This is a genomic window from Pantoea sp. Cy-639 (assembly GCF_011752525.1).
Taxonomy (GTDB): domain Bacteria; phylum Pseudomonadota; class Gammaproteobacteria; order Pseudomonadales; family Pseudomonadaceae; genus Aquipseudomonas.
The window spans coordinates 116,737-140,311 of the sequence record NZ_VWXI01000005.1 but is presented as its reverse complement, the minus strand read 5'-3'; the positions used below and the strand labels follow the sequence as shown (position 1 = coordinate 140,311).

Annotated in this window: 21 protein-coding genes; 8 read left to right on the top strand and 13 right to left on the bottom strand. The window is 64.0% G+C overall.

Translation table 11 applies throughout. The features are described 5' to 3' along the window. Nucleotides 1–21: 21 nt before the first annotated feature. The 3 genes from F3J43_RS08400 to ttgA are packed head-to-tail and all read right to left on the bottom strand — an operon-like array spanning nucleotide 22 to nucleotide 5,774. Nucleotides 22–1,467 (bottom strand): AdeC/AdeK/OprM family multidrug efflux complex outer membrane factor, encoded by a 1,446-nt coding sequence (locus F3J43_RS08400; RefSeq protein ID WP_166884652.1) that lies wholly within the window; start codon nucleotides 1,465–1,467, stop codon nucleotides 22–24. Then, nucleotides 1,464–4,616, bottom strand: a complete 3,153-nt coding sequence (gene ttgB / locus F3J43_RS08395; RefSeq protein WP_166884650.1) for a multidrug efflux RND transporter permease subunit TtgB — start codon at nucleotides 4,614–4,616, stop codon at nucleotides 1,464–1,466. Before ttgB ends, F3J43_RS08400 begins: the two co-directional genes overlap by 4 nt. A gap of 3 nt (nucleotides 4,617–4,619) precedes the next feature. After that, nucleotides 4,620–5,774 (bottom strand): toluene efflux RND transporter periplasmic adaptor subunit TtgA, encoded by a 1,155-nt coding sequence (gene ttgA, locus F3J43_RS08390; RefSeq protein WP_166884648.1) that lies wholly within the window; start codon nucleotides 5,772–5,774, stop codon nucleotides 4,620–4,622. Nucleotides 5,775–6,032: 258 nt separating this feature from the next. Here ttgA and F3J43_RS08385 point away from each other — a divergent pair, with 258 nt between their 5' ends. Continuing rightward, complete coding sequence (locus F3J43_RS08385; RefSeq protein ID WP_166884646.1) at nucleotides 6,033–6,665, top strand: TetR family transcriptional regulator; 633 nt, start codon at nucleotides 6,033–6,035, stop codon at nucleotides 6,663–6,665. 51 nt (nucleotides 6,666–6,716) lie between these two features. Here the strand turns inward: F3J43_RS08385 and F3J43_RS08380 are convergent, their stop codons facing one another. Next, nucleotides 6,717–8,177 carry an MDR family MFS transporter gene (locus F3J43_RS08380; protein WP_166884644.1) on the bottom strand — a complete coding sequence of 487 codons (1,461 nt, stop codon included), beginning with the start codon at nucleotides 8,175–8,177 and terminating at the stop codon, nucleotides 6,717–6,719. A gap of 400 nt (nucleotides 8,178–8,577) precedes the next feature. Here F3J43_RS08380 and F3J43_RS08375 point away from each other — a divergent pair, with 400 nt between their 5' ends. After that, nucleotides 8,578–9,447: an oxaloacetate decarboxylase gene (locus F3J43_RS08375; protein ID WP_166884641.1), complete on the top strand. Its 870-nt coding sequence runs from the start codon at nucleotides 8,578–8,580 to the stop codon at nucleotides 9,445–9,447. A 6-nt stretch (nucleotides 9,448–9,453) separates the two neighbouring features. On the opposite strand, the gene F3J43_RS08370 is transcribed toward F3J43_RS08375, so the two are convergent. Both F3J43_RS08370 and F3J43_RS08365 read right to left on the bottom strand, forming a co-directional pair. Further along, nucleotides 9,454–9,627, bottom strand: a complete 174-nt coding sequence (locus F3J43_RS08370; protein ID WP_166884640.1) for a hypothetical protein — start codon at nucleotides 9,625–9,627, stop codon at nucleotides 9,454–9,456. Between the two features lie 118 nt (nucleotides 9,628–9,745). Beyond that, a complete protein-coding gene (locus F3J43_RS08365) occupies nucleotides 9,746–10,657 on the bottom strand; it encodes a LysR family transcriptional regulator (RefSeq protein ID WP_166884638.1) in 912 nt (303 codons plus the stop codon). Nucleotides 10,658–10,760: 103 nt separating this feature from the next. Between F3J43_RS08365 and F3J43_RS08360 the strand changes: the two genes are divergently transcribed. Beyond that, entirely contained in the window at nucleotides 10,761–11,636 is an 876-nt protein-coding gene (locus F3J43_RS08360; protein ID WP_166884636.1) for an MBL fold metallo-hydrolase, read from the top strand. 29 nt (nucleotides 11,637–11,665) lie between these two features. Next, nucleotides 11,666–12,280 (top strand): NAD(P)-dependent oxidoreductase, encoded by a 615-nt coding sequence (locus F3J43_RS08355; protein ID WP_166884634.1) that lies wholly within the window; start codon nucleotides 11,666–11,668, stop codon nucleotides 12,278–12,280. On the opposite strand, the gene F3J43_RS08350 is transcribed toward F3J43_RS08355, so the two are convergent. Continuing rightward, nucleotides 12,274–13,203 carry a LysR substrate-binding domain-containing protein gene (locus tag F3J43_RS08350; RefSeq protein WP_166884632.1) on the bottom strand — a complete coding sequence of 310 codons (930 nt, stop codon included), beginning with the start codon at nucleotides 13,201–13,203 and terminating at the stop codon, nucleotides 12,274–12,276. The genes F3J43_RS08355 and F3J43_RS08350 overlap by 7 nt on opposite strands. A gap of 112 nt (nucleotides 13,204–13,315) precedes the next feature. On the opposite strand from F3J43_RS08350, the gene F3J43_RS08345 reads away from it, so the two are divergent. Then, the gene (locus tag F3J43_RS08345; protein WP_166884629.1) at nucleotides 13,316–14,953 is read left to right on the top strand and encodes a 5-guanidino-2-oxopentanoate decarboxylase; all 1,638 of its coding nucleotides are present in this window, start codon (nucleotides 13,316–13,318) and stop codon (nucleotides 14,951–14,953) included. Nucleotides 14,954–15,029: 76 nt separating this feature from the next. On the opposite strand, the gene F3J43_RS08340 is transcribed toward F3J43_RS08345, so the two are convergent. After that, entirely contained in the window at nucleotides 15,030–15,950 is a 921-nt protein-coding gene (locus tag F3J43_RS08340) for an AraC family transcriptional regulator (RefSeq protein ID WP_166884627.1), read from the bottom strand. 201 nt (nucleotides 15,951–16,151) lie between these two features. Here F3J43_RS08340 and F3J43_RS08335 point away from each other — a divergent pair, with 201 nt between their 5' ends. Continuing rightward, nucleotides 16,152–16,445 carry a putative quinol monooxygenase gene (locus tag F3J43_RS08335; RefSeq protein WP_166884625.1) on the top strand — a complete coding sequence of 98 codons (294 nt, stop codon included), beginning with the start codon at nucleotides 16,152–16,154 and terminating at the stop codon, nucleotides 16,443–16,445. 41 nt (nucleotides 16,446–16,486) lie between these two features. Then, nucleotides 16,487–16,720 carry a hypothetical protein gene (locus F3J43_RS08330; RefSeq protein ID WP_205297718.1) on the top strand — a complete coding sequence of 78 codons (234 nt, stop codon included), beginning with the start codon at nucleotides 16,487–16,489 and terminating at the stop codon, nucleotides 16,718–16,720. Here F3J43_RS08330 and F3J43_RS08325 read toward each other — a convergent pair whose 3' ends face one another. Continuing rightward, complete coding sequence (locus F3J43_RS08325; protein WP_166884621.1) at nucleotides 16,721–17,326, bottom strand: flavin reductase family protein; 606 nt, start codon at nucleotides 17,324–17,326, stop codon at nucleotides 16,721–16,723. A 119-nt stretch (nucleotides 17,327–17,445) separates the two neighbouring features. After that, nucleotides 17,446–17,655, bottom strand: a complete 210-nt coding sequence (locus F3J43_RS08320; RefSeq protein ID WP_166884619.1) for a heme utilization protein — start codon at nucleotides 17,653–17,655, stop codon at nucleotides 17,446–17,448. Nucleotides 17,656–17,998: 343 nt separating this feature from the next. Here F3J43_RS08320 and F3J43_RS08315 point away from each other — a divergent pair, with 343 nt between their 5' ends. Then, nucleotides 17,999–18,751: a COG4705 family protein gene (locus F3J43_RS08315; RefSeq protein ID WP_166884617.1), complete on the top strand. Its 753-nt coding sequence runs from the start codon at nucleotides 17,999–18,001 to the stop codon at nucleotides 18,749–18,751. Between the two features lie 98 nt (nucleotides 18,752–18,849). Here F3J43_RS08315 and F3J43_RS08310 read toward each other — a convergent pair whose 3' ends face one another. The 3 genes from F3J43_RS08310 to F3J43_RS08300 form a co-directional block, all read right to left on the bottom strand. Then, entirely contained in the window at nucleotides 18,850–20,169 is a 1,320-nt protein-coding gene (locus F3J43_RS08310; RefSeq protein ID WP_166884615.1) for an MFS transporter, read from the bottom strand. Between the two features lie 258 nt (nucleotides 20,170–20,427). Next, nucleotides 20,428–21,762 carry a two-component system response regulator MifR gene (gene mifR / locus F3J43_RS08305; protein WP_166884612.1) on the bottom strand — a complete coding sequence of 445 codons (1,335 nt, stop codon included), beginning with the start codon at nucleotides 21,760–21,762 and terminating at the stop codon, nucleotides 20,428–20,430. Further along, nucleotides 21,756–23,513 (bottom strand): sensor histidine kinase, encoded by a 1,758-nt coding sequence (locus F3J43_RS08300; RefSeq protein ID WP_166884610.1) that lies wholly within the window; start codon nucleotides 23,511–23,513, stop codon nucleotides 21,756–21,758. The genes mifR and F3J43_RS08300 overlap by 7 nt, the downstream gene beginning before the upstream one ends. Nucleotides 23,514–23,575: the final 62 nt, after the last annotated feature.

Here is a 23,575-nt window from a genome sequence, read left to right as displayed (position 1 = left end):
TTGATGCCGTGGCTTCTATGATCAACCTTTCGGTTTTTCGATCGAAGCCTGCTGGTTGGTCTGCTCGTACCAGCCACCACCGAGGGCCTTGTACAGGTTCACCTCGCTGACCAACTGCGACAGGCGATCGCTGATCAGGGCCTGTTGGGCACTGAACAGGTTGCGCTGGGCGTCGAGGAAGGTCAGGTTGCTGTCGATACCGATGCGATAGCGGCGTTCGGCCAGGCGGTAGTAGTCCTGGTTGGCAGCCACCAGGTCGCGCTGTGCCTGCAACTGTTCTTCGAAGGTCTTGCGTGCGGCCAGGCCATCGGCGACTTCCTGGAAGGCTGTCTGGATGGTCTTTTCGTACTTGGCGACGTTGATGTCCTTCTGGATCTTCGAGTAGTCCAGGCTCGCCTTCAGGCTGCCGGCGTTGAAGATCGGCAGGTTGATCTGCGGCTGGAACAACCAGGTGCCCGAACCACCCTTGAACAGACCGCCCATGGTCGGGCTCAGGGTACCGGCATTGGCGGTCAGGCTGATGCTTGGGAAGAACGCCGCGCGGGCCGCGCCAATGTTGGCGTTGGCAGCCTTGAGCAGGTGCTCGGCTTCCTGGATGTCCGGGCGACGTTGCAGCAAGTCGGACGGCAAGCCGGCCGGTACATCGGCCAGTTGGTCGGCATTGAGCTCCAGCGGCTTGGGCAGGGTGCCCGGCACGCCAGCGCCGACCAGCACGGTCAGGCTGTTGAGGTCCTGGGCGACCAGGCGCTGATACTGCGACAGCTTGACCCGCGCGCCTTCGACGGCGGTGCGTGCCTGGCTCAGGTCCAGGGCCGAAGCCACGCCAACTTCATTGCTGCGGCGGGTCAGGTTGTAGCTCTCTTCGTACGTCTTGAGCGTTTCTTCGGTCAGCTTCAGCAGCGCCTGGTCGGCCTGCCAGGTGTAGTAGGCGTTGGCCACGCTGGCGACCAGGCTGATCTGCGTGGAGCGACGCGCCTGCTCGCTGGACAGGTAGGTTTCCAGGGCCTGCTCGGTCAGGCTGCGCACGCGGCCGAACAGGTCCAGCTCGTACGAGCTGACGCCCAGGGTCGCCGAGTACTGGCTGGTGATGTTCGCCTCGCCGGTCTGCGACAACTTGGCCGGCACCCGCTGGCGGCTGCCGCTGCCGTTGGCCGAAACCGCCGGGAACAGGTCGGCGCGCTGGATGCGGTACTGGGCGCGGTAGGCGTCGATGTTCAGCGCCGCGACACGCAGGTCACGGTTGTTCTCCAGGGCGACCTGCAGCAGTTGCTGCAGGGCCGGGTCGTGGAAGAACTGGCGCCAGCCTTGTTCGGCGGCGGCCACGTTGGCGGACTCGGTCGGCGAGTACGCAGGGCCTTGCGGCCACTGCGCGGCCACCGGCGCTTCCGGTTGCTGGTAGTCGGGGATCAGCGAGCAGCCGCCGAGAATGAAAGCGGTTACCGCCAGGGACAACAAAGACTTGGTCATTGCCCAGCCTCATAACGTGGAGTTTCAGGGGTGGCGTCTTTTTTCGGTTCTTTGCTGCCGAACAGCGACGACACTGCGACGAAGAATAGCGGTACCCAGAAGATCGCGAGCACGGTCGCACTGATCATGCCGCCGATCACCCCGGTGCCGATGGCGTGCTGGCTGCCGGCGCCGGCGCCGCTGGCGATGGTCAACGGTACCACGCCGAGGATGAACGCCAGGGAGGTCATGATGATCGGGCGCAGACGCATGCGGCACGCCTCGATGGCCGAGTCGTACAGGCTGCGGCCTTGCTCGTGCAGTTCCTTGGCGAACTCGACGATCAGGATCGCGTTCTTCGCCGCCAGGCCGATGGTGGTCAGCAGGCCGACCAGGAAGTACACGTCGTTGGACAGTCCGCGCAGGCTGGTGGCGATCAGCGCACCGATGATACCCAGGGGCACCACCAGGACCACGGCGATCGGGATCGACCAGCTTTCGTACAGCGCTGCCAGGCAGAGGAACACGAACAGTACCGAGAGGGCGAACAGCGCCGGCATCTGCGAGCCGGAGAGCTTTTCCTCGTAGGACATGCCGGTCCAGGAGTAGCCGATACCCGTCGGCAGCTCGCCGGCGATGCGCTCGACTTCGGCCATGGCTTCACCGGTACTGTAGCCCGGTGCCGGGGTACCGAGGATCTCGATCGCCTCCACACCGTTGTAGCGCGACAGCTTCGGCGAGCCATAGCTCCACTCGCCTTTGGCGAACGAGGAGAACGGCACCATTTCGCCGGCGCCATTGCGCACGTACCACTTCTGCAGGTCTTCCGGGCTCATCCGGGCGTTGGAGGCACCCTGGATGTACACCTTCTTGACCCGGCCACGGTCGATGAAGTCGTTGACGTAGCTGCCACCGAGCGCGATCGACAGGGTGTTGTTGATGTCGGCGATGGTCACGCCCAGGGCGCTGGCCCGCTCGTCATCGATGGTCAACTGGTACTGCGGCTCGTCGTTCAGGCCGTTCGGACGCACGGCGCTGAGGATCTTGCTCTGCGCGGCCTTGGCCAGGAACTGGTTGCGTGCCTCCATCAGTTTCTCGTGGCCGACACCGGCGCGGTCCTGCAGGAACACGTCGAAGCCGGTGGCGTTACCCAGTTCGAGCACCGCCGGCGGGGCGAAGGCGAACACCATCGCATCGCGGAAGCTGAAGAAGTGCATCTGCGCGCGCTGGGCGAGGGCGAACACGCTGTTCTCCTTCGAGCGCTCGCCCCACGGCTTGAGCATGATGAACGCCATGCCCGAGCTCTGGCCGCGACCGGCGAAGTTGAAGCCGTTGACGGTGAACACCGAGGACACGGTGTCGGCCTCGTCCTTGAGCAGGTACTCGCGCATCTGGTCGACCACCACCTGGGTGCGCTCGGCACTGGAGCCGGCCGGAGTCTGCACCTGGGCGAACAGCACGCCCTGGTCTTCTTCCGGAAGGAACGCGGTGGGAATACGGGCGAACAGCCAGATCATGCCGACCACGATCAGCGCGTAGGCCAGCAGGAACGGGATCTTGTTGCGCAGGATCGCGCCCACGCTACGCTCGTAGCCCACCACGCTGCGGTCGAAGTTGCGGTTGAACCAGCCGAAGAAACCACGCTTGGCCACATGGTGCTCGCCCTTTTTCAGCGGCTTGAGCATGGTGGCGCACAGGGCCGGGGTGAAGATCAGCGCGACCAGCACCGACAGGCCCATGGCCGAGACGATGGTGATCGAGAACTGACGATAGATCACACCGGTGGAGCCGCCGAAGAAGGCCATTGGAAGCAGTACCGCCGACAGCACCAGGGCGATACCCACAAGGGCGCCCTGGATCTGCTCCATGGAGCGCTTGGTCGCCTCCTTGGGCGGCAATCCTTCCTCGGACATCACCCGCTCGACGTTCTCCACCACGACGATGGCGTCGTCCACCAGCAAGCCGATGGCCAGGACCATGGCGAACATGGTCAGGGTGTTGATGCTGAAGCCCGCGGCGGCAAGGATGCCGAAGGTACCCAGCAACACCACCGGTACGGTCATGGTGGTGATGATGGTGGCGCGGAAGTTCTGCAGGAACAGATACATCACCAGGAACACCAGGACCACGGCCTCGACCAAGGTGTGGATCACACCGCTGATCGACTCGGTGACCACCGGGGTGGTGTCATACGGGAATACCGCCTTGACCCCTGGCGGGAAGAACGGTTCGAGCTCGGCGATGGTCTGGCGCAGCGCCTTGGCAGTGTCCAGGGCGTTGGCGCCGGTGGCCAGCTTGACCGCCAGGCCCGAGGCCGGGAAACCGTTGTATTGTGCGCTGATCGCGTAGTTCTCGCCGCCCAGGCCAACCTCGGCGACATCGCCCAGGCGTACCTGGGAGCCGTCGGCGTTGACCTTGAGCAGGATCTTCTGGAACTGCTCGGCGGTCTGCAGGCGGGTCTTGCCGATGATGGTGGCGTTGAGCTGGGTGCCAGGCGTGGCCGGCAGGCCACCGAGCTGACCGGAGGATACCTGCACGTTCTGTGCGGCAACCGCGGTACGCACGTCCACCGGCGTCAGCTGGAACTTGTTCAGCTTGGCCGGATCGAGCCAGATACGCATGGCGTACTGGGCGCCGAACACCTGGAAGTCACCTACACCGGCAGTACGCGAGATCGGGTCCTGCATGTTCGAGACGATGTAGTTGGACAGGTCGTCCTTGGTCATGCTGCCGTCTTCGGACACCAGGCCGATCACCAGCAGGAAGTTCTTCACTGCCTTGGTGACGCGGATACCTTGCTGCTGCACTTCCTGCGGCAACAGCGGCGTGGCCAGGTTCAGCTTGTTCTGGACCTGGACCTGCGCCGTGTCGGCGTTGGTGCCCTGCTCGAAGGTGGCGGTGATGGTCATGCTGCCGTCGGAGTTACTTTCCGACGACACATAGCGCAGGTTGTCGATACCGTTGAGCTGCTGCTCGATCACCTGCACCACGGTGTCCTGCACCGTCTGCGCCGAGGCGCCTGGATAGGTCACGGCGATGGCGATGGCCGGCGGGGCGATGCTCGGGTACTGGTTGATCGGCAGCTTCAGGATCGACAAGGCGCCGACCAGCATGATCACCAGGGCGATCACCCAGGCGAAGATCGGGCGATCGATAAAGAACTTCGACATGGTTTACTCCGCTTTGGCGTCTGCTTTCGTCGCGCTGGCCTGATCGGGGCTGCCCGGTTTCTTGACGTTGGTGGCTTCGCTGACCTTGACCTCGACACCAGGGCGAACGAACTGCAACCCTTCGGTGATCACCCGGTCTCCCGGATTGAGGCCTTCCTCGATCAGCCAGTCGCTGCCCAGGGTTCGGCTGGCCTTGAGCTGGCGCAGTTCGACCTTGTTCTCCTGGTTGACCACCAGCGCGGTCGGCGTGCCCTTCAGATCGCGGGTCACGCCCTGCTGCGGTGCCAGGATGGCGTTGGCGTTGACCCCGGCCTTGAGCCGCGCATGCACGAACATGCCCGGCAGCAGGGTGTGGTCGGGGTTGGGGAAGATCGCGCGCAGGGTCACGGAGCCGGTGGTCTCGTCGACCGCGACTTCGGAGAACTCCAGGCGGCCCTGCTGCTTGAACAGGCTGCCATCTTCCAGAACCAGCTGCACCTGGGCGGCATTGTCGCCGGCCTTCTGCAACTGGCCGCTTTCCAGGTCACGGCGCAGCTTGAGCAGTTCGGCAGTGGACTGGGTAACGTCGACGTAGATCGGGTCGAGCTGCTGGATAGTGGCCATGGCGTTGCTTTGGCCATTGCTCACCAATGCGCCTTCGGTCACCGAGGAGCGGCCGATGCGCCCGCTGATCGGGGACAGGACCTTGGTGTAGCGCAGGTCGATCTGGGCACTCTTGAGCGATGCTTCGGCCTGCAATCGTTTGGCGTTGGCATCGTCGTACTCCTGCTTGGAGACGGCCTGCTCGTCGATCAGTTGCCTGTAGCGCTCGGCCAGGGAGCGGGTAGCCTGCAGGTTGGCCTGGGCATTGGCCAGGGTGGCTTCGTAGACAGACGGGTCGATCTGGTAGAGCTGTTGCCCTTCCTTGACGTCGCTGCCTTCCTTGAACAGGCGCTTGAGAATGATGCCGTTGACCTGTGGCCGAACCTCGGCGACTCGATAGGCGCTGGTGCGCCCCGGCAGTTCCGAGGTGAGGGTGAAGGCTTGTGGCTGCACAGTGACGACACCGACCTGAGGAGCCTGCGGCGCTGGCGCTGCTTCCTCTTTCTTACAGCCACTGAGCAGGGTTGCCAGGGCCACGGCGGACACCAGGGCGGATAAGGCTGGCTTGAATTGCATGAGGATCCTCGGGTCGCAGGAGCAGGGAAGCTCAAGAATATAGTGGAAGATTCTTGTCAGAAAAATGCTATCTGGTGGATAAATAGCTTGCTAAGGAATATACTTACATTCATGGTTGTTTGTAAATAGCGCATATCCGCAGTGGATTACCACCGCGGATTGTTCACATTCATCCGGGAGTGCCCCTGAAACAGGCGGCTCCCGGCCTGATTCCCGAGCGCCCTCGGAGCGCGTGGGGCCCGATGAGGTTGTACTGCCATGGTCCGTCGAACCAAAGAAGAAGCCCAGGAAACCCGCGCCCAGATCATCGAGGCGGCGGAAAAGGCCTTCTACAAGCGCGGGGTTGCGCGTACCACCCTGGCCGACATCGCCGAGCTCGCGGGGGTGACCCGTGGCGCTATCTACTGGCATTTCAGCAACAAGGGCGAGCTGGTGCAGGCGTTGCTCGACAGCCTTCATGAAACCCATGATCACCTGGCCCGGGCCAGTGAAAGCGAGGATGAACTCGACCCGCTTGGCTGCATGCGCAAGTTGCTGCTGCAGGTGTTCAACGAGCTGGTGCTCGATGCGCGCACCCGGCGTATCAATGAAATTCTGCATCACAAGTGCGAGTTCACCGACGACATGTGTGAGATTCGCCAGCAGCGCCAGGGCGCCGTGCTGGATTGCCACGAGAGTGTTGCCCTGACCCTGGGCAACGCCGTGCGCCGTGGCCAGTTGCCGGCCGATCTCGATATCGAGCGGGCCGCCGTTGCGATGTTCGCCTATGTGGATGGCCTGATCGGGCGCTGGCTGCTGCTGCCGGACAGCTTCGACCTGCTGGGGGATGTCGAAAAATGGGTCGACACCGGGCTGGATATGCTGCGCTTGAGCCCTGGCCTGCGCAAATAACTCTTTGTGAAGGATTGTTAGGGAGTGTTTCTCCCGATGATTAAGGCGGGATTAATCGTGGGCGCGACCGCGCAGTTGCCTGTCCGGTAGCGCCAGCGCCGCCAGCAAGCCGATCAGCGAGGCACCGGCACTGACCAGCAGCAGATGCTGGAACGTTTCCAGCAGGCGGGCCTGGATCGATGGATCTGCCTCTCCCGCCTTGAGGCTGCCCAGCAAAGGGTTGCCCAGCATCTCGAAACCACCCTGGTGCAGCAGCGCCAGCAGCAGGCTGGACATGCACGCCACCCCCATCGCCCCGCCCAGCGAGCGGAACAGGTTGGTGGTGCTGGTCGCCACGCCAATATCCTTCATCTCCACGGCACTTTGCGTGCCCACCAGCGAAGTGGGGAACTGCAGGCCGCAGGCGATGCCCGTCAACAGCATGAACAAGGCGCTCAGCCAGCCGGCCTGCGGCGGTGTGAAGGCCATGGCAGCGATGGCCAGCGGCATCAGCAGGGCGCCGGCAAGAATCTGCGGTTTGTAGCGTCCGGTGCGGCTGGTCATGCGCCCGCCGGTGAAGGCGCCGATGGGCAGCCCCATCGCCAGTGGCAGCAAGTGCAGCGCGGCACTGTCGGCGCCAGCGCCGGTGATGCCCTGGTAGCGCAGGGGCATGAGCATGGTCAGTGAGATCGACTGGAAGCTGGCGAAGAAGATCACGCCCCAGCACAGCACTGCGACCCGGTTGCCGAACAGTGCCAGCGGCAGCAGTGGTTCGGCGCAACGGCGCTCATGCGCGACGAACACCAGCAGCCCGAGCAGTGCGCAGCCGAACAGCGCCAGTACCTGCGACGACAGCCAGGCGTGTCCCTGGCCGACCAGAGTGATGCCCAGCAGCAGGCTGCCCAGGCCGACGATCATCAGCAGCGCGCCAGGATAGTCCACCTGGGCCTCGCGCCGTTTCACCGAAAGACCGTCCAGCGCGCGGTGGATCGCCCACAGGGCGACCAGCCCCAGCGGCAGGTTGACCCAGAACACCCAGCGCCATGACAGGTATTCGGTCAGCCAACCGCCGAGCACCGGGCCGGCGACGCTGGCCAGGGCATACATGCCGCTGAAGTAGCCCTGGTAGCGGCCGCGTTCGCGCGGCGGCACGAAGTCGCCGATGATCGCCTGGCTCACCGAGACCATGCCACCGGCGCCGATGCCCTGGAGCACCCGCGCCATGACCAGTTGCGGCATGTCCTGGGCCAGGGCGCAGACGATCGAAGCCAAGGTGAACAAGGCAGTGCCGGTGAGGATCATGCGCCGGCGCCCGTACAGGTCGCCAAGCTTGCCGTAGATCGGTACGGCAACGGTCATCGCCACCATGTAGCCGGAAATCACCCAGGCCAGCAGGCCGACATCGTCGAACTGGGCGGAGATCGCCGGCATCGACACGGCAACGATGGTCTGGTCGAGGGCACCGAGAAAAATCGCCAGCATCAGGGCGGTCAAGACGGTGCGCAGGGTGGTCGGGGGCAGGGCGGCGGTCACGGAGGTACCTTGTGGTCATTTCGGGTGCCGAAGCAATGGACTTCAAGGGCGCGTCCACGCCATGGCCCCAGAATCTGGAAAGGGAAAGTGTAACCTGAGTTAGGTAGCTTCCTATGTACTACATGCATCCCCTATGCACGATCGGCATTGGCGCATTCATCCAGAGCTGCATGGCTGCATGCTATCGTGCCCGGAGCGCAGAGGCTGAAATCCGCGGCTTGCACCAGCGTGGTGCAACCATTTGCCGCAGGGTTTCGCGTCGCTGTTTTTCACACCTTCTATTCCTCTGCCTGCATGTCGAGCATGACCGCCCTGATGGCGACGGTTGGAACAGTCAGGTAGACCCGATACGGGGTCGGTTGTCAGCCGTTCACAATTTCTCATTACAAGCGGAGTGATCATGCCCAAGGCTTCCCACCACGATCTGCGTTTTGCTTTCCGCGAACTGCTCGCTTCGGGTTCGTGCTATCACACCGCATCGGTGTTCGACCCGATGTCCGCGCGTATTGCCGCCGACCTGGGCTTTGAAGTCGGTATTCTCGGCGGTTCGGTCGCCTCGTTGCAGGTCCTGGCCGCGCCGGACTTCGCCCTGATCACCCTCAGCGAGTTCGTCGAGCAGGCCACCCGCATCGGGCGTGTGGCCCAGTTGCCGGTGCTCGCCGATGCCGACCATGGCTATGGCAACGCTCTCAATGTGATGCGCACGGTGACCGAGCTCGAGCGCGCGGGTGTCGCCGCGCTGACCATCGAGGACACCCTGTTGCCGGCCCAGTTCGGTCGCAAGTCCACCGACCTGATTTCGGTGGACGAAGGCGTCGGCAAGATCCGCGCGGCGCTCGAGGCGCGAGTCGACTCGGCGCTGTCGATCATTGCCCGGACCAACGCCGGCGTACTGAGCACCGAGGAAATCATTTTCCGCACCCAGAGCTACCAAAGGGCGGGTGCCGATGGCATCTGCATGGTGGGGGTGAAGGACTTCGAGCAGTTGGAGCAAATCAGCGAGCACCTGAGTGTACCGCTGATGCTGGTCACCTACGGCAACCCGAATCTGCGCGACGATGAGCGTCTGGCACGTCTGGGCGTGCGTATCGTGGTCGATGGCCATGCCGCCTATTTCGCCGCGATCAAGGCCACCTACGACTGCCTGCGCCTGCAACGCGGGCAGCAGAACAAGTCGGAAAACCTCAACGCCACCGAGCTCTCGCACACCTACACCCAGCCCGAGGACTATATCCGTTGGGCCAAGGAGTACATGAGCGTCGAGGAGTGATGTCCGCTACCTGACAGCGCTCAACGATGCGGTGTGTGGAACGCAGTGCTGCTCGGGGCAGCTGCTGCTGGCGGTGGGCTGGTTGCGCAGCAGCTCGACCCGCCAGCAGGCCGAACCATAGACGCCCACCACCGCGAGCAGAGCGAACATGAGGGCGCAACGCCTGGACTTGATGTGCATGGTACCGACCTCCTGTTGCAGCAGCAGGTGACACCTTCAAGCATAGGCCACTTGTCAGCGTTGTAGGGGTGGTCTGCCGTGGCAGGTGCGCTATTTCGGCCACGACGAAGTCATGCGTTCATACCCCCAGGCCCTGGTCCCATGCCGGCTCGTCGGCAAACCGTTCGGCGAGAAAGTCCAGCATGCTGCGCAAGGTCGCCGGCATGTGCTTGCGCGAGGTATACACCGCATTGAGCGTCAGCTCCCGCGGCCTGGCCTCGGGCAGCAGGCGTACCAGCTCGCCGCTGCGCAAGGCTGGGGCGGCCTGGTAGGTCGGCAGCATGGCGATACCTGCTCCGGCCAGTGCCGCCTTCTGCAACGTCATCGCCTCGTTGGCGCTGATGTTTCCCGCCACCGGCACGCTGACCTGCTGCCCGGCAACCTTGAAGTGCCACAGGCTATGGCCAAAGTAGGCGTGGGTCAGGCAGTTGTGCTGGCTCAGGTCTTCGACCTGCTGTGGCATGCCGTGCTCGCGAAGATAGGCCGGTGACGCGCAGACCACCGAGCGGCATACGCTCAGACGTCGGGCGATCAGGTTGGGGTCGACATCGTTGCTGGTGCGAATTGCCAGGTCGATACGCTCGTCCACCAGGTTGACGGTGCGGTCGAGCATCTGCAGCTCCACTTTCACCCCGGGGTAGCGCTTGACGTAGGCGGCCAGCGCGTCCACCAGCTGGGCCTGGCCGAACGAGGTACTGACACTGATGCGCAGCTCGCCGCGTGGCGCGTCGTCTGGCTGGCGCACGGCATTCTGCAGATCGCCGGCCAGCTCCAGCATCTGGCGGCAACGCGGCAGGGTTTCCTGCCCGGCGGCCGTCAGGCTGAGCTTGCGCGTGGTGCGCTGCATCAGCCGGGCCCCGACCCAGTCCTCGAGTTCCGCCAGGTACCTCGAGACCACGGGCCTGGACAGCTCCAGGTGATCCGCCGCGGCTGACTGGCTGCCCAGGTCGACGACGGTGACGAAGACGCGCATGGCGTTGAGACGGTCCATGATTTGCCCGGTTTCAGAAACAAACTATGTCCTAGCATCGCATTTTTTGTATTGGATCGGGCAACTAAGCTTGCACCCATCAACCCGCTCACAGGATCTGCCGATGTCACTTTTCACTCCCCTGCGTGGCCTGCTGCTGGCCTGCGTCACCCTGGCCGGCCAGGCCATGGCTGGCGAACCACTCAAACTCGATGTCTACAACCCTGGCCATGACGCCATCTTCCCGGTCAGTTCGGTGATCGTCAGTGGCGCCCACGACGCCATCCTGGTCGATGCCCAGTTCGGCAAGGCCCAGGCCGAGCAGGTGGTCGAACGCCTGCGCGCCAGCGGCAAGCAACTGACCACCATCTATGTCAGCCATGGCGACCCGGACTACTACTTCGGCCTGGATACCATCACCCAGGCATTCCCCAAGGCACGGGTGGTCGCCTCGGCCGCCACCGTCGAGCACATCCGCAAGACCATGGACGCCAAGCTGGCCTACTGGGGACCGCAGATGGGCGCCGACAAGCCGGCCAAGCTGGTGGTCCCGCAGGTGCTTGCCGGCAATCACCTGGAACTGGAAGGCCAGGCCCTGGAAGTCGTTGGCCTGGATGGCCCGCAACCGGATCGCAGCTTCGTCTGGATTCCCTCGATCAAGGCAGTGGTCGGTGGCGTGGTGGTTTCCGAGCACATCCACGTGTGGATGGCCGATACCCAGACGGCCAAGTCCCATGCCGACTGGCTGAGCACGCTGGACAAGATCGAGCGTCTGGCGCCGCGCACGGTGGTGCCGGGTCACTATCTGGGCGACAGCAGCCGTTCGCTGGAGGCGGTGCGTTTCACTGCCCGGTACATTCTCGATTTCGACGCCGAAGCGGCCAAGGCGGTCAATGCCGACGCGCTGATCGCGGCGATGAAGAAGCGCTATCCAAACCTTGCCGAAGAAAGCTCCCTGGAACTGGGTGCCAAGGTCGCCAAGGGTGAAATGAAGTGGTAACCCCCTCTCAACCTGTTGGAGTGTTTTCCATGAGCAAGATCGCAATCATCGGCGCCACTGGGCGTGCAGGCAGTCAGTTGCTGGAAGAGGCCCTGCGCCGTGGCCATCAGGTCGTCGCCATCGCCCGGGATCCGGCCAAGCTGCAAGGGCGTGAAGGGGTCACGGTCAAGGCCCTCGACGCCAAGGACAGTGCGGCGTTGCAGGCTGCTGTGAACGGCTGCGACGCGGTGCTGAGCGCGGCGCATTTCGCTACCCTCGAGGCCGCAGAGGTCATCGAACCGGTCAAGCGTGCCGGGGTCAAGCGCCTGTTGGTGGTGGGTGGTGCCGGTAGCCTGCTGTTGCCTTCCGGGCAGCGGGTGATCGACAGCCCGGACTTTCCCGAGGCCTACAAGGCCGAGGCCAGTGCCGGGGCGCGTTTCCTCGAGGTGCTGCGCCAGGAACCAACCCTGGACTGGACCTTCCTGTCGCCATCGGCGGAGTTCGTCGAAGGTGAGCGCAAGGGGCACTACATCCTGGGCAAGGACCACCTGCTGATCGGTGCCGATGGCCGTAGCTGGATCAGCTTTGCCGACTACGCCATCGCCATGCTCGACGAGTTGGAACAACCGGCGCATTCACGCACACGCTTCACCGTCGGCTACTGACGTACCCGGCAGGTGCCAGCCGCGTTCGGCAACAAGGCTGGCGCCTGCGGATTGTCCGCCTGCAGGGCCAGCCAGTCGATCAATTCGGCCAGCCCTGCCGGCATCGTCTTCGCCGGGCTTACCAGGTAATAGCTTTTCCCGGTCATCACCTTCAGCTTGAACGGCATGCACAGACGGCCACTGCGCAAGTCGTCGCCAATCAAGGCCCAGTCGCCAATGGCGACTCCTGTCCCTTGCGATGCCATCGCCATCGCCATGTCCAATGTCTCGAAATGCTGTCTGGGGCCATGCGGCTCGAAATCGGCGGCGGCGGCCTGCAACCACAGCTGCCAGTCGTGCTCATCCCGCGAAGGATGTAGCAGCATGTGTCGAGACAGATCCTGCAACCGCTGCAGCGGTGTTGGCCCATCCAGCAGCGAGGGTGCGCAGACGGGGGTCAGTTGCTCGTCGAACAGCTTGCGCACCTGCAGGCCTTGGTTCGGCGCAGCACCGTAGATCACCGCAGCATCGAACGCTTCACGGCGAAAGTCGACGCCATGTTGCACCGTGGTGGTCAGCTCCACGGGGATATCGGGACGCAGCGCCTGCCATTCCATCAGCCGAGGCAGCAGCCAGCGCATGACGCAGGTCGGCGCCTTGAGCTGCAAGGTACTGCTGTGGCTGCCCACTTCGCGCACGCCCTGTTCGATCAGGGCGAAGACCTGCTGCACCCTGGGCAGCCAGTCCTGGCCTTCACGGGTCAGCGCCAGGCCTCTTGCCTGACGCTGGAACAATGCATAGCCCAGGTGTTCTTCCAACCCGGCGATCTGACGGCTGACGGCGCCCTGGGTGATATGCAGCTGCAGCGCCGCACGGGTGAAGTTGCAGTGCTGGGCGGTGACCAGGAAGGTGTGCAGGGCGGGGAGGGGCGGTAGGCGTTTCATTGCTGCAAGCCATGACATGAGAACATGGCAAGTATGTGTTTTTTTGCATTGTGGCGATAGCCAGCGCTTGCTTCCATGAACACCGATTTCAACAAGAATCAGGTATTCGAAGATGGCAACCTGTGGCGAAGTGCTGGTCAAACTCCTCGAAGGCTATGGCGTGGACCATGTCTTCGGTATTCCTGGCGTGCATACCGTGGAGCTCTACCGTGGTCTGGCGCGCTCCGCCATCCGCCATGTCACCCCGCGCCACGAGCAGGGCGCAGGTTTCATGGCCGACGGCTACGCCCGTACACGTGGCAAGCCAGGGGTGTGTTTCATCATCACAGGTCCAGGCATGACCAACATCACTACCGCCATGGGCCAGGCCTACGCCGATTCGATCCCGATGCTGGTGATTTCCAGCGTGCAGTCGCGCGATCAGCTCGGTGGTGGACGCGGCAAGTTGCACGAATTGCCCAACCAGGGGGCACTGGTGGCCGGCGTGGCGGCGTTCTCGCAGACACTGATGAGCGCCGACGACCTGCCGCAGGTGCTGGCGCGCGCCTTTGCCGTGTTCGACGGCGCGCGGCCGCGGCCGGTGCATATCGAGATCCCGCTGGATGTACTGGTGGAGCCGGCCGATCACCTGCTGCCAGGCCGACCGGTACGCAGCAGCCGTGCTGGCGCAGCCCCGCAGGCGGTGGCGGCGATGGCCGAGCGTCTGGCCAAGGCCCGCCGGCCGCTGATCCTGGCCGGTGGTGGCGCTTTGGCTGCCGGTGCGCCGTTGGCGCGACTGGCTGAGCATCTGCATGCGCCAGTGGCACTGACCATCAATGCCAAGGGCCTGCTGCCGGCCAGTCATCCACTGCAGATCGGCTCGACCCAGTCGCTGGTCGCTACCCGCGCCCTGGTGGCGGAGGCCGATGTGGTACTGGCGATCGGCACGGAACTGGCCGAGACCGATTACGACGTGACCTTCAAGGGTGGTTTCGAAATCCCGGGCAGCCTGCTGCGCATCGATATCGATCCGGACCAGACCGTGCGCAACTACCTGCCGGAGCTGGCACTGGTGGCCGATGCCGAGCTGGCGACCCTGGCGTTGCTCCAGGCCATGGACGCGTTGCCTGCGCCGTCGAGTGATGTCAGTTGGGGCGAGGCTCGCGTACAGCGTCTGCGTGACACCCTGGCGGCGGGCTGGGATCAACCGACCTTGAGCCAGACCCGCCTGCTGACCAGCATCTTGCAGTGCCTGCCCAATGCCGTGCTGGTGGGCGACTCGACCCAACCGGTATACACCGGCAACCTGACCCTCGACATGCATCAACCACGCCGCTGGTTCAACGCTTCGACCGGTTACGGAACCCTGGGGTATGCGCTACCGGCGGCGGTGGGCGCCTGGCTGGGCAGCGCCGAGCGCCCGGCCGAGCGTGTACCGGCAGTGTGCCTGATTGGCGATGGCGGGTTGCAGTTCACCCTGCCGGAGTTGGCCAGCGCGGTGGAGGCGCAGGTGCCAGTGATCGTGCTGCTGTGGAATAACCAGGGGTACGAGGAGATCAAGAAGTACATGGTCAATCGGGCCATCGAGCCGGTAGGCGTGGATATCCATACCCCGGACTTCATTGGCGTGGCGCGGGCCTTGGGGGCCGAGGCCGAGCAGGTTGGCGATGTGGCGCAGTTGCAGGCGGCGCTGGGGCGGGCCGTGGAGCGCAACGGCCCGACGTTGATCCAGGTGGATCAACAGCAATGGCAGGCCGCCGTGGCTGGATAGCGCGTCATTTACCTTCGCCGGGCAAGCCCGTTCCCACAAGGCCGCGTGGGGCGGGCCTGCCCGGCGCTGTCGTCACTCAGCCTGCGCAGGCGCGCAAGCGTGCCACATCGCGAATCGGCGGGGCGCCGTACAGACGACTGTATTCCCGGCTGAACTGCGACGGGCTTTCATAGCCAACCCGATACCCCGCCACCGCCGCCTCCAGCCCATCGTTGAGCATCAGTCGCCGTGCTTCCTGCAGACGCAACTGCTTCTGGTACTGCAAGGGGCTCATCGAGGTGACCGCCTTGAAACGGTGGTGCAGTGTAGAGGTGCTGAGGTTGACCTCGCGGGCCAGGTCCTCGATACGCAGTGGCTGCTGATAATGCTGGTTGAGCCAGGTGATGGCCTGGGACACCCGGTGGGTCTGGCTGTTGGCCAAGGCGATCTCGTACAGCCGATGCCCCTGGGGGCCGCGCAAGAGACGGTAGAAGATCTCGCGGCGGATAAGCGGTGCGAGGATCGGAATGTCGCGTGGTGCATCGAGTAACTGCACCAGCCGGATCAAGGCATCGAGCAATTGCGGATCGCTCTTTTCCACATACAGGCCGCGCCCCGAGGGACGGTTGGGCACCATCATCGGGCTGCTTTCGGCGATCAGCTGGCTCAACTGCGCCGGGTCGATATCCAGGCGCAGGGCGAGTGCCGGATGCTCCGGGCTGGCTTTGAGCAACGCGCCGCTGATCGGCAAGGTGACCGAGACCACCATGTAGTGCAAGGGATCATAGGCGTAATGTTCGTCGCCCAGGATCAGTGTCTTGCTGCCCTGGGCCAGGATGCACAATGCCGGTTGGGCAAGGGCGGGCATCCCGCGGATCTCTTCTTCGTAGCGCGCGAGATACAGGTCGTCGATGGCAGAGCCTGGGCCGTGAGGGCCGCTGGCATGGCGCTGGATCAGCGCCGCCAGCGCCTGGCGCTGCGGTTCGAGGGTCGGATCGAGTGGCAAAGACAGGGGCATGACGGGTTTCCTCTTGACCTGCGCAGCATAGGTTTGGGCAATGCCGGGCGCTAGTCGAAAGCTGCACGACGATTGCCTGATCCTGCCGCGTCGCAGGATCAGGCAATCGCGCGACAGTAATGGCCTAACGTCGCACGCGAGGCGGCCTCTAACCTTGGCAGCCTGGTTTGTCCCGTCCGAAGCGCTTCAAGGAGATCGTTCATGACCCAGCAAAAACCGGTCACACACCTGGCTTTCATCCGTGCCAGCAACGGTCGTTCGGTGGAACTCGGCATGCGCCTGCGCGACTTGCTAGAGCCTTCGCTGCGCACGCCAGGCTGCCTGAGCTTCAGCGTGCAGCGCTCGCAGGTCGACAGCGACCTGTGGCTGCTCAGTGGCAGCTGGAGCGACCAGCAGGCGATGAGTGGGTATTTCGCCTCGCCGACGCTGGAGGTGTTTGGCGAACTGGTGCAGGAGCAGGTGGTGAGCAGTCTGGACCTGCACACGTTCGCTTAATGTGTAGAATGCCGCCCCTCGATCAACAGGCGGAGTGCAGCATGGCACGTAGAGAATTCCCCCACTTCGAAGCGGTCTCGGCGATGGTCCCGGCGCAAGGCGGCGGCTATCACGCGGCGATCGCGGTCAAGGCGTTGAATCTGGGCGGCGCACCGCGTTTCCACAAGGTGCTCGACGGTCAGCTGTTCAAGAGCGCATTGGCGGCCGACGAGGCCGCCTGTGCCGAACTCGGGCGCCTGCAGGGCGTGTCCGAGGCCGGCGAGTTGCTGTTCTGATCAGACCTGTGGGCGGCTCATCTTGAACAGGTTGCCCAGCTCGAAATAGTCCGCCGGGCCTCCGCCGCGCAGGATCGGCTCGGCGGCAGCGGTGTCGTAGATGCCGTCCTTGAGCAGGTGTTCGGCGATGTGCACGGCCACCACTTCACCAAGGATCAACCAGCTGGGCACCAGTGCCTGGTCGGCACGCTTGAGCTGGACGATCTGGCTCACCTTGCACTCGAAACTCACCGGGCTCTCTCCGACCCGCGGTACCCCGACCACGCGCGAGGCGCTGGGGGTCAGACCGCTGAGCGCGAACTCGTCGATCTGCGCAGCCACGGCGGCGCAGCTCTGGTTCATCTGCTCGGCCAAGGGGCGGGTGGCCAGGTTCCAGACGAACTCGCCGGTCTGTTCGATGTTGTTCAGGCTGTCTTTGCGTCCGACGCTGCAGAAACCGATGATCGGCGGGATGTAGTTGAAAGCGTTGAAGAAACTGTAGGGCGCCAGGTTCAGGTGGCCTTCGCGGTCGTGGCTGGAAATCCAGCCGATGGGGCGGGGGCCGACGATGGCGTTGAATGGGTCGTGGGGCAGGCCGTGGCCTTTGTCGGGTTCGTAGTAGTACATCTGCGCAAGGCCGCTAGGCCCTTCCTGTTATTGGACTGGGCGCCTAGTGTGCCAAGGCTTTGGCTGGCTGCAAATCAATAGAGCCCGGCCTGGGCCGGGCTGGTGGCGCGCATCAGCAGTTAGCTGAGGCGCTGGGCGTTGGTGCGGTCGAAGCCGTCTTCGGCAAAACGCTGGGCGCCGGTACGGTCGAAACCGTCTTCTGCATAGTTGGCCGACTGGGTCTGTTCGGCTGCGAAGTTGTGGGCGTTGGTACGATCGAATCCATCTTCGGCGAAAGCACCCGTGGCGAGGGCCGAAAGGGCAAGGGCGAGGATCAGTTTGTTCTTCATGGTGATTGCTCCGTGAGGTTTGCAGGTTTCTGCTGCTGTGAAATGAATGCTACTCCGATAAAAATGATTAAAAAGCGCAAAATTAAGCGTTTATTAATCGTATTTATCGATTCGTTTGGGTGTAAATATCCCTTGCCGCAAGGTTTGCCTCGGTAATCACCAGCGGATGGGAATAACGCTTCGTGAGCGCCTTCGCGGCCAGTGAAGGATGTGTCCGACGGATTAATCAACCATTAAGAAGATCCGTTCAGGCTTGATGAACGGATTTTTCATACATCGCCAACTGATTTTTCAGACAAGCTCAATCAACATCCGCCGCACTCAATTCCGGAGCGGCACAACAATGAACAAACTTCCGCAAATCACCCTGGCCTTCTGGGTCATGAAGATCTGCGCCACCACCCTGGGCGAGACGGCGGGCGACTTGTTGTCGATGACCCTCGACATCGGCTACGCCATGAGCTCGTTGCTGCTGATCAGCGTGTTCCTGGTGACATTGGTCACCCAGCTGTATTCGCGACGTTATCATCCGGTGCTGTACTGGCTGGTGATTCTCTCCACCAGTACCGCTGGCACCACCATGTCCGATTTCATGGACCGTACCCTGGGCCTGGGCTATGCCACCGGCTCCGCGTTGCTGATCGGTATCCTGCTGCTGACCTTCGCCCTGTGGCGCCTGAGCGGCAATCCACTCGACGTCAATCGCATCAAGAGCCGTGGCGGCGAGTTGTTCTATTGGGTGGCGATCCTGTTCTCCAACACCTTGGGCACAGCCTTGGGCGATTACCTGGCCGACGACTCCGGGCTGGGCTTCGCGGGCGGCGCGCTGCTGATCGGTTCGGCGATCGCCGTGGTGGCGGCGGCGCGCTACTGGACGAAGATCTCGGGTGTGGTGCTGTTCTGGATCGCCTTCGTGCTGACCCGTCCGTTCGGCGCGACCCTCGGGGACGTGCTGACCAAGTCTCACGAGAAGGGCGGGCTGGACTTCGGCACCGTGGGTTCGTCGATGGTGCTGGGCGGGGTGTTGCTGGTGCTGGTGATGATGGCGAGCTATTACCAGCGCCGTGAGCCGCAACAGGTGGCGCAGACATCATGAGGGCGAGTGCGCGATAGGCGAGTGCCTGGCGCCGTCTTCAGCACATGAAAAAGGGGCGCTCCGTGTGGAGCGCCCCTTTTTCGTTCAGCGCGAAACCATCACTCGGTGGTGATGCGCGAATGCTGCTTGGTGTCCTTCATGGTCGCGTACACCAGCAGCGAACAGGCGATGCACGCGGTGACGTACCAGTAGAAACCGGTCTCCATGCCGATGCTCTTGAACCACAGGGCCACGTACTCGGCGGTGCCGCCGAAGATCGACACGGTCAGTGCGTAGGGCAGGCCCACGCCCAGGGCGCGGATTTCGGTGGGGAACAGTTCGGCCTTGACCACGGCGTTGATCGAGGTGTAGCCGCTGACGATGATCAGCGCCGCCATGATCAGGAAGAACGCGCCCCACCACGTCTGGATGGTGTGCAGGGTGCTGAGGATCGGCACGGTGAACAGGGTGCCCAGCACGCCGAAGGCGATCAGGATCGGACGCCGGCCGATCTTGTCGGACAGACCGCCGATCACCGGCTGCAGGCACATGAACAGGAACAGCGTGGCCGCCGAGATGGTGGTCGAATCGCTGATGCTCATGCCCACGGTGTTGACCAGGTACTTCTGCATGTAGGTGGTGTAGGTGTAGAAGGCCAGGGTACCGCCCATGGTCAGGCCGACCACGGTCATCAGTTCCTTGGGATGGCGCATCAGGGTGCGCATCAGGCTTTCCTTGGACTTTTCCTTCTTGGTGAAGGAGGCGGTCTCTTCCATGCCGCGACGCAGGTACAGCGCGACTACCGCGCACAGCGCGCCGATCACGAACGGTACGCGCCAGCCCCAGGCATACAGCTGCTCGGTGGTCAGGGTCTGCTGCAGGATGATCAGTACCGCCAGGGCGATGAGCTGGCCGGAGATCAGGGTCACGTACTGGAAGCTGGAGAAGAAGCCACGACGCTCCTTGCTCGCCATCTCGCTGAGGTAGGTGGCCGAGGTGCCGTATTCGCCGCCCACCGACAGGCCTTGCATCAGCCGGGCGATGACCAGCAGGACCGGCGCGGCGACGCCGATGGTCTCGTAGCCTGGCGTCAGGGCGATGACCAGGGAGCCGGCGCACATCAGCAGCACCGAGGCCATCAGCGCGGCCTTGCGGCCCTTGCGGTCGGCGTACAGGCCCATCAGCCAGCCACCGATCGGGCGCATCAAAAAGCCCACGGCGAAGATCGCGGCGGTGTTGAGCAGTTGTGCGGTGGTGTCGCCGGCAGGGAAGAAGGCCTTGGCGAAGTACAGCGAGAATGCGGCGTAGACGTACCAGTCGTACCATTCGACCATGTTGCCGATGGAACCACTGAAGATCGATTTGAGGCGGCTGGCGGTGGTTTTTTCCGCGGCGGGCGCAACGGCCGCCCCGGTGGGCAGAGTGCTGGCGTTATCCATCAGGGGATACCTTCTCGTTGTTTTTGTGGAGCGCGCTGGAGCGCAGCTTGAGAAGGGTTTTGCAGAAGCTGTGCCAAATGAGGGCGGAGCGATCCGTCTGAAGGTATGGCGGGGCGCGCCGGCTCCCGCGCAACCCCTATTCTGCCTGGGTTACAGGGGGGCGCGTGGGGGCATGGTTGTCCGGCGATAGGCCAGCAGGAGCATCACATGGTAGGCGGTTTTCCGCTTACTGCTCCTTGGCGATAGGCAAAAATCCGCTTATTCGCGCTCGAGAAAGTCCTCGCGTACCAGTCCATGGCGCTGCATTTTTTCGTTCAGCGTGCGCCGCGGCAGTTGCAGCGTTTCCATCACACCCTTGATCTCGCCCTTGTGCTGGCGCAGAGCGGCACGCAGGCACAAGGCCTCGAAGGCCTCCATCTGGCCGGCCAGCGACTGGGCATCGGACTCGGTGGCCAGGGTCGGCGAGTCCAGCCCCAGGGCATGGCGTTCGGCGGCGTTGGCCAGTTCCCGTACATTGCCGGGCCAGTCATGGGCCAGCAGCTGCGCCAGCTGTGCGCCGCTTACCAGCGGTGCCTTGCGCCCCAGGCGTTCGGCGCTGGCACGGGCGAAATGCTCGAACAGCAGGGGGATGTCCTCGCGCCGTTCGCGCAGCGGCGCCAGGCGCAGTTCGGCGACGTTCAGGCGATAGGCCAGGTCCTCGCGGAACCGTCCGGCGCGGGCCTCCTCGAGCAGATCGGGCTTGGTCGCGGCGACGATCCGCAAGTCGACACCGATGCTCTGGTTGGCCCCCAGGCGTTCCAGCTTGTGCTCCTGGATCACCCGCAGTAGCTTGGCCTGCTGGGCCAGCGGCATGCTTTCGATCTCATCGAGGAACAGGGTGCCACCGTTGGCATACTCCAGCTTGCCGATGCGCTTGCCCTGGGCACCGGTGAAGGCGCCGCTTTCATGGCCGAACAGCTCGGCCTCGAACAGGGCTTCGGGGATGGCGGCACAGTTGAGCGCGACGAACGGTTTGTCGGCACGCGGCCCAACGTCGTGCAGGCAGCGGGCGACGCGTTCCTTGCCACTGCCGGTCTCGCCGCGGATCAGCACGTTGACGGGCAAACCGGCGAGTTCCAGCACCTGCCGGCGCAGTTGCTGCAGGCCTTGGGACATGCCCAGCAGGGTGCTTTCCAGTTGTGCCTTGAGGTCGGCCTGCTCGTGCAGGCGGCGGTTCTCCAGGACCAACCGGCGTTTTTCCAGGGCCCGGCCAAGGCTGCCCATCAGGTGCTGGGGGGTGAATGGTTTTTCCAGGAAGTCGTAGGCGCCATTGCGCATCGCTTCCACTGCCATCGGCACGTCGCCGTGGCCGGTCAGCAGGATCACCGGCAGGTCGGGGTCTTCCTGTTGCAGGCGTTCGAGCAGTTGCATGCCCGACAGGCCAGGCATGCGTACGTCGCTGAGGATCACGCCGGGAAAGTCGCGGGGAAGCTGGGCCAGGCAATCCTCGCCGCGGGCGAACAGTTGCACGTTGAAACCCGACAGGCTCAACCACTGCTCCACCGCAGTGCGGATGCTGGCTTCGTCGTCGACGACGATCACTGAATTCAACATACAGGCTCCAGGTCGCGAGGCAGGGTCAGGCTGAAGCGCGCGCCACCGGGCAGGTTCTCGACCTGCAGGCGGCCGCCGGCATCGACGACGATTCCGTAGGAGATCGCCAGGCCCAGGCCCAGCCCTTCGCCCACCGGCTTGGTGGTGAAGAATGGATCGAACACCTTGGCCAGGTCGCTGTCGAGGATGCCGCCACCGGAGTCGAGCACGCTCAGGCGCCACTGGCTGTCGTCCGCTTCGATACGGATCTCCAGGCGTTTGTAACGCTTGCCGGCCATGGCGTCGAGGGCGTTGCGCAACAGGTTGATCAGCACCTGTTCCAGGCGGATCGCATCACCGCGTACCCAAGCCGGACGTGCCAGGTACAGGGCAATATCGACGTCTTCGTTGCGAATGCGGGTTTCGAGCAGGTGCAGGGCCTGGTCGACCACGGTGGCCAGGTCGAGGCGTTCGCGCAGGCCGCCAGGGCTGTTGCGGGCAAAGGACTTGAGGTGACCGGTCAGCGCGGCCATGCGTGTGAGCATCTGCTCCAGCGGCTCGAGTGCCTGGCGCGCCTGGTCGTGACGGCCATGGTCGAGCAGCAGGCGCAGGGTCTCCAGTTGCATGCGCTGGGTGGTCAGCGGCTGGTTGATCTCATGGGCCAGGGCCGCCGACATCTGCCCCAGTGCCGCCAGCTTGGCTGACTGCACCAGGCCTTCCTGGGCAGTGCGCAGTTCACGGGTCCGTTCCTCCACCTGGCGTTTGAGTTCTTCGCGGCTGCGCCTACGCAGGCGGGCCAGGCGCAGGCGCTGGCTGACGAAGAGCGAGGCGAACACCAGGCTCAGCCAGATCGCCGCCGCCGCCAAGGCGGCATTGCGACCATCCTCGGCGACCTGCGGCTTGCGCAGCAGGTGCAGGGTCCAGCCTTCGGCTTCCAGTGGCAGGCTTTCCCAGAGGTACTCGGCGCTGCCGTCCGGCCCTTGCACGCGAGCCAGGCGGCTGTTGGCGGTGAAGCGGGTCAGGGTCTGGTGCTGCAAGGGCACCAGGGGCTGCTTGTCGTATTGCCGGGTTTCGGCCAGCTCGGCGCGATCCGCACCGTCCAGCGGCTGCAGCTCGCGGTAGCGCCAGCCGTCCTGATTGGCGATGAAGGTGATGCCGCGGGCGTCGCTGACCAACAGGATGTCGCTGCCCTGGCGCCATTCGCGTTCGAGTTCGGGAAACTCCAGCTTGACCACCATGGCACCGAGGAAACGGCCATGCTCGTCGTTCACCGCGCTGGACAGGAAATAGCCGGGTACACCGCTGGTCACGCCCACCGCATAGAAGCGGCCACTGCCTTGGCTGCGGGTCTGCTTGAAATAGGGGCGGAAGCCGTAGTTGGAACCGACGTAGGTGGTCGGCAGACGCCAGTTGCTGGCGGCGATGGCCAGGCCGGTGCGGTCGAGCAGCTCCAGGGTCGAGGAATTGGCGGCACCGTTGATGCGTTCGAGCTTGTGGTTCAGGGCGTCCTGCAGGGCAGGTGTGACCGGGCCGCGCAGGGCACCGATCAACTCAGGGTCCAGCGCCAGCACCGCGGGCAGGGCACGGTAGCGCTCGATCAAGGTGTGCAGGGCATTGGCATACAGGCTCAGTTGCTCACTGGCCCGTCGCGCGTCGGTTTCCATTGCCTGGCGCTTGGCCTGGTGCATGGCCCAGCCGGCGCTGAGGGTGGTGCCGACCAGGACCAGCAGGATGATCAGGCCCAGGCGCAGGGCACGGAGGGATGAAGGCATGGGGCGGATCCGAGGACTCGATTGTCTGTGCCGGCCTTCTCGCGGAGCAGGCCCGCGAGAAG

What these genes read in the sequence shown, in the direction of transcription:
- F3J43_RS08400 (WP_166884652.1), bottom strand. Translation starts at nt 1,467, where the DNA reads ATGACCAAGTCTTTGTTGTCCCTGGCGGTAACCGCTTTCATTCTCGGC.
- ttgB (WP_166884650.1), bottom strand. Translation starts at nt 4,616, where the DNA reads ATGTCGAAGTTCTTTATCGATCGCCCGATCTTCGCCTGGGTGATCGCC.
- ttgA (WP_166884648.1), bottom strand. Translation starts at nt 5,774, where the DNA reads ATGCAATTCAAGCCAGCCTTATCCGCCCTGGTGTCCGCCGTGGCCCTG.
- F3J43_RS08385 (WP_166884646.1), top strand. Translation starts at nt 6,033, where the DNA reads ATGGTCCGTCGAACCAAAGAAGAAGCCCAGGAAACCCGCGCCCAGATC.
- F3J43_RS08375 (WP_166884641.1), top strand. Translation starts at nt 8,578, where the DNA reads ATGCCCAAGGCTTCCCACCACGATCTGCGTTTTGCTTTCCGCGAACTG.
- F3J43_RS08370 (WP_166884640.1), bottom strand. Translation starts at nt 9,627, where the DNA reads ATGCACATCAAGTCCAGGCGTTGCGCCCTCATGTTCGCTCTGCTCGCG.
- F3J43_RS08365 (WP_166884638.1), bottom strand. Translation starts at nt 10,657, where the DNA reads ATGGACCGTCTCAACGCCATGCGCGTCTTCGTCACCGTCGTCGACCTG.
- F3J43_RS08360 (WP_166884636.1), top strand. Translation starts at nt 10,761, where the DNA reads ATGTCACTTTTCACTCCCCTGCGTGGCCTGCTGCTGGCCTGCGTCACC.
- F3J43_RS08355 (WP_166884634.1), top strand. Translation starts at nt 11,666, where the DNA reads ATGAGCAAGATCGCAATCATCGGCGCCACTGGGCGTGCAGGCAGTCAG.
- F3J43_RS08350 (WP_166884632.1), bottom strand. Translation starts at nt 13,203, where the DNA reads ATGAAACGCCTACCGCCCCTCCCCGCCCTGCACACCTTCCTGGTCACC.
- F3J43_RS08345 (WP_166884629.1), top strand. Translation starts at nt 13,316, where the DNA reads ATGGCAACCTGTGGCGAAGTGCTGGTCAAACTCCTCGAAGGCTATGGC.
- F3J43_RS08340 (WP_166884627.1), bottom strand. Translation starts at nt 15,950, where the DNA reads ATGCCCCTGTCTTTGCCACTCGATCCGACCCTCGAACCGCAGCGCCAG.
- F3J43_RS08335 (WP_166884625.1), top strand. Translation starts at nt 16,152, where the DNA reads ATGACCCAGCAAAAACCGGTCACACACCTGGCTTTCATCCGTGCCAGC.
- F3J43_RS08330 (WP_205297718.1), top strand. Translation starts at nt 16,487, where the DNA reads ATGGCACGTAGAGAATTCCCCCACTTCGAAGCGGTCTCGGCGATGGTC.
- F3J43_RS08325 (WP_166884621.1), bottom strand. Translation starts at nt 17,326, where the DNA reads ATGTACTACTACGAACCCGACAAAGGCCACGGCCTGCCCCACGACCCA.
- F3J43_RS08320 (WP_166884619.1), bottom strand. Translation starts at nt 17,655, where the DNA reads ATGAAGAACAAACTGATCCTCGCCCTTGCCCTTTCGGCCCTCGCCACG.
- F3J43_RS08315 (WP_166884617.1), top strand. Translation starts at nt 17,999, where the DNA reads ATGAACAAACTTCCGCAAATCACCCTGGCCTTCTGGGTCATGAAGATC.
- F3J43_RS08310 (WP_166884615.1), bottom strand. Translation starts at nt 20,169, where the DNA reads ATGGATAACGCCAGCACTCTGCCCACCGGGGCGGCCGTTGCGCCCGCC.
- mifR (WP_166884612.1), bottom strand. Translation starts at nt 21,762, where the DNA reads ATGTTGAATTCAGTGATCGTCGTCGACGACGAAGCCAGCATCCGCACT.
- F3J43_RS08300 (WP_166884610.1), bottom strand. Translation starts at nt 23,513, where the DNA reads ATGCCTTCATCCCTCCGTGCCCTGCGCCTGGGCCTGATCATCCTGCTG.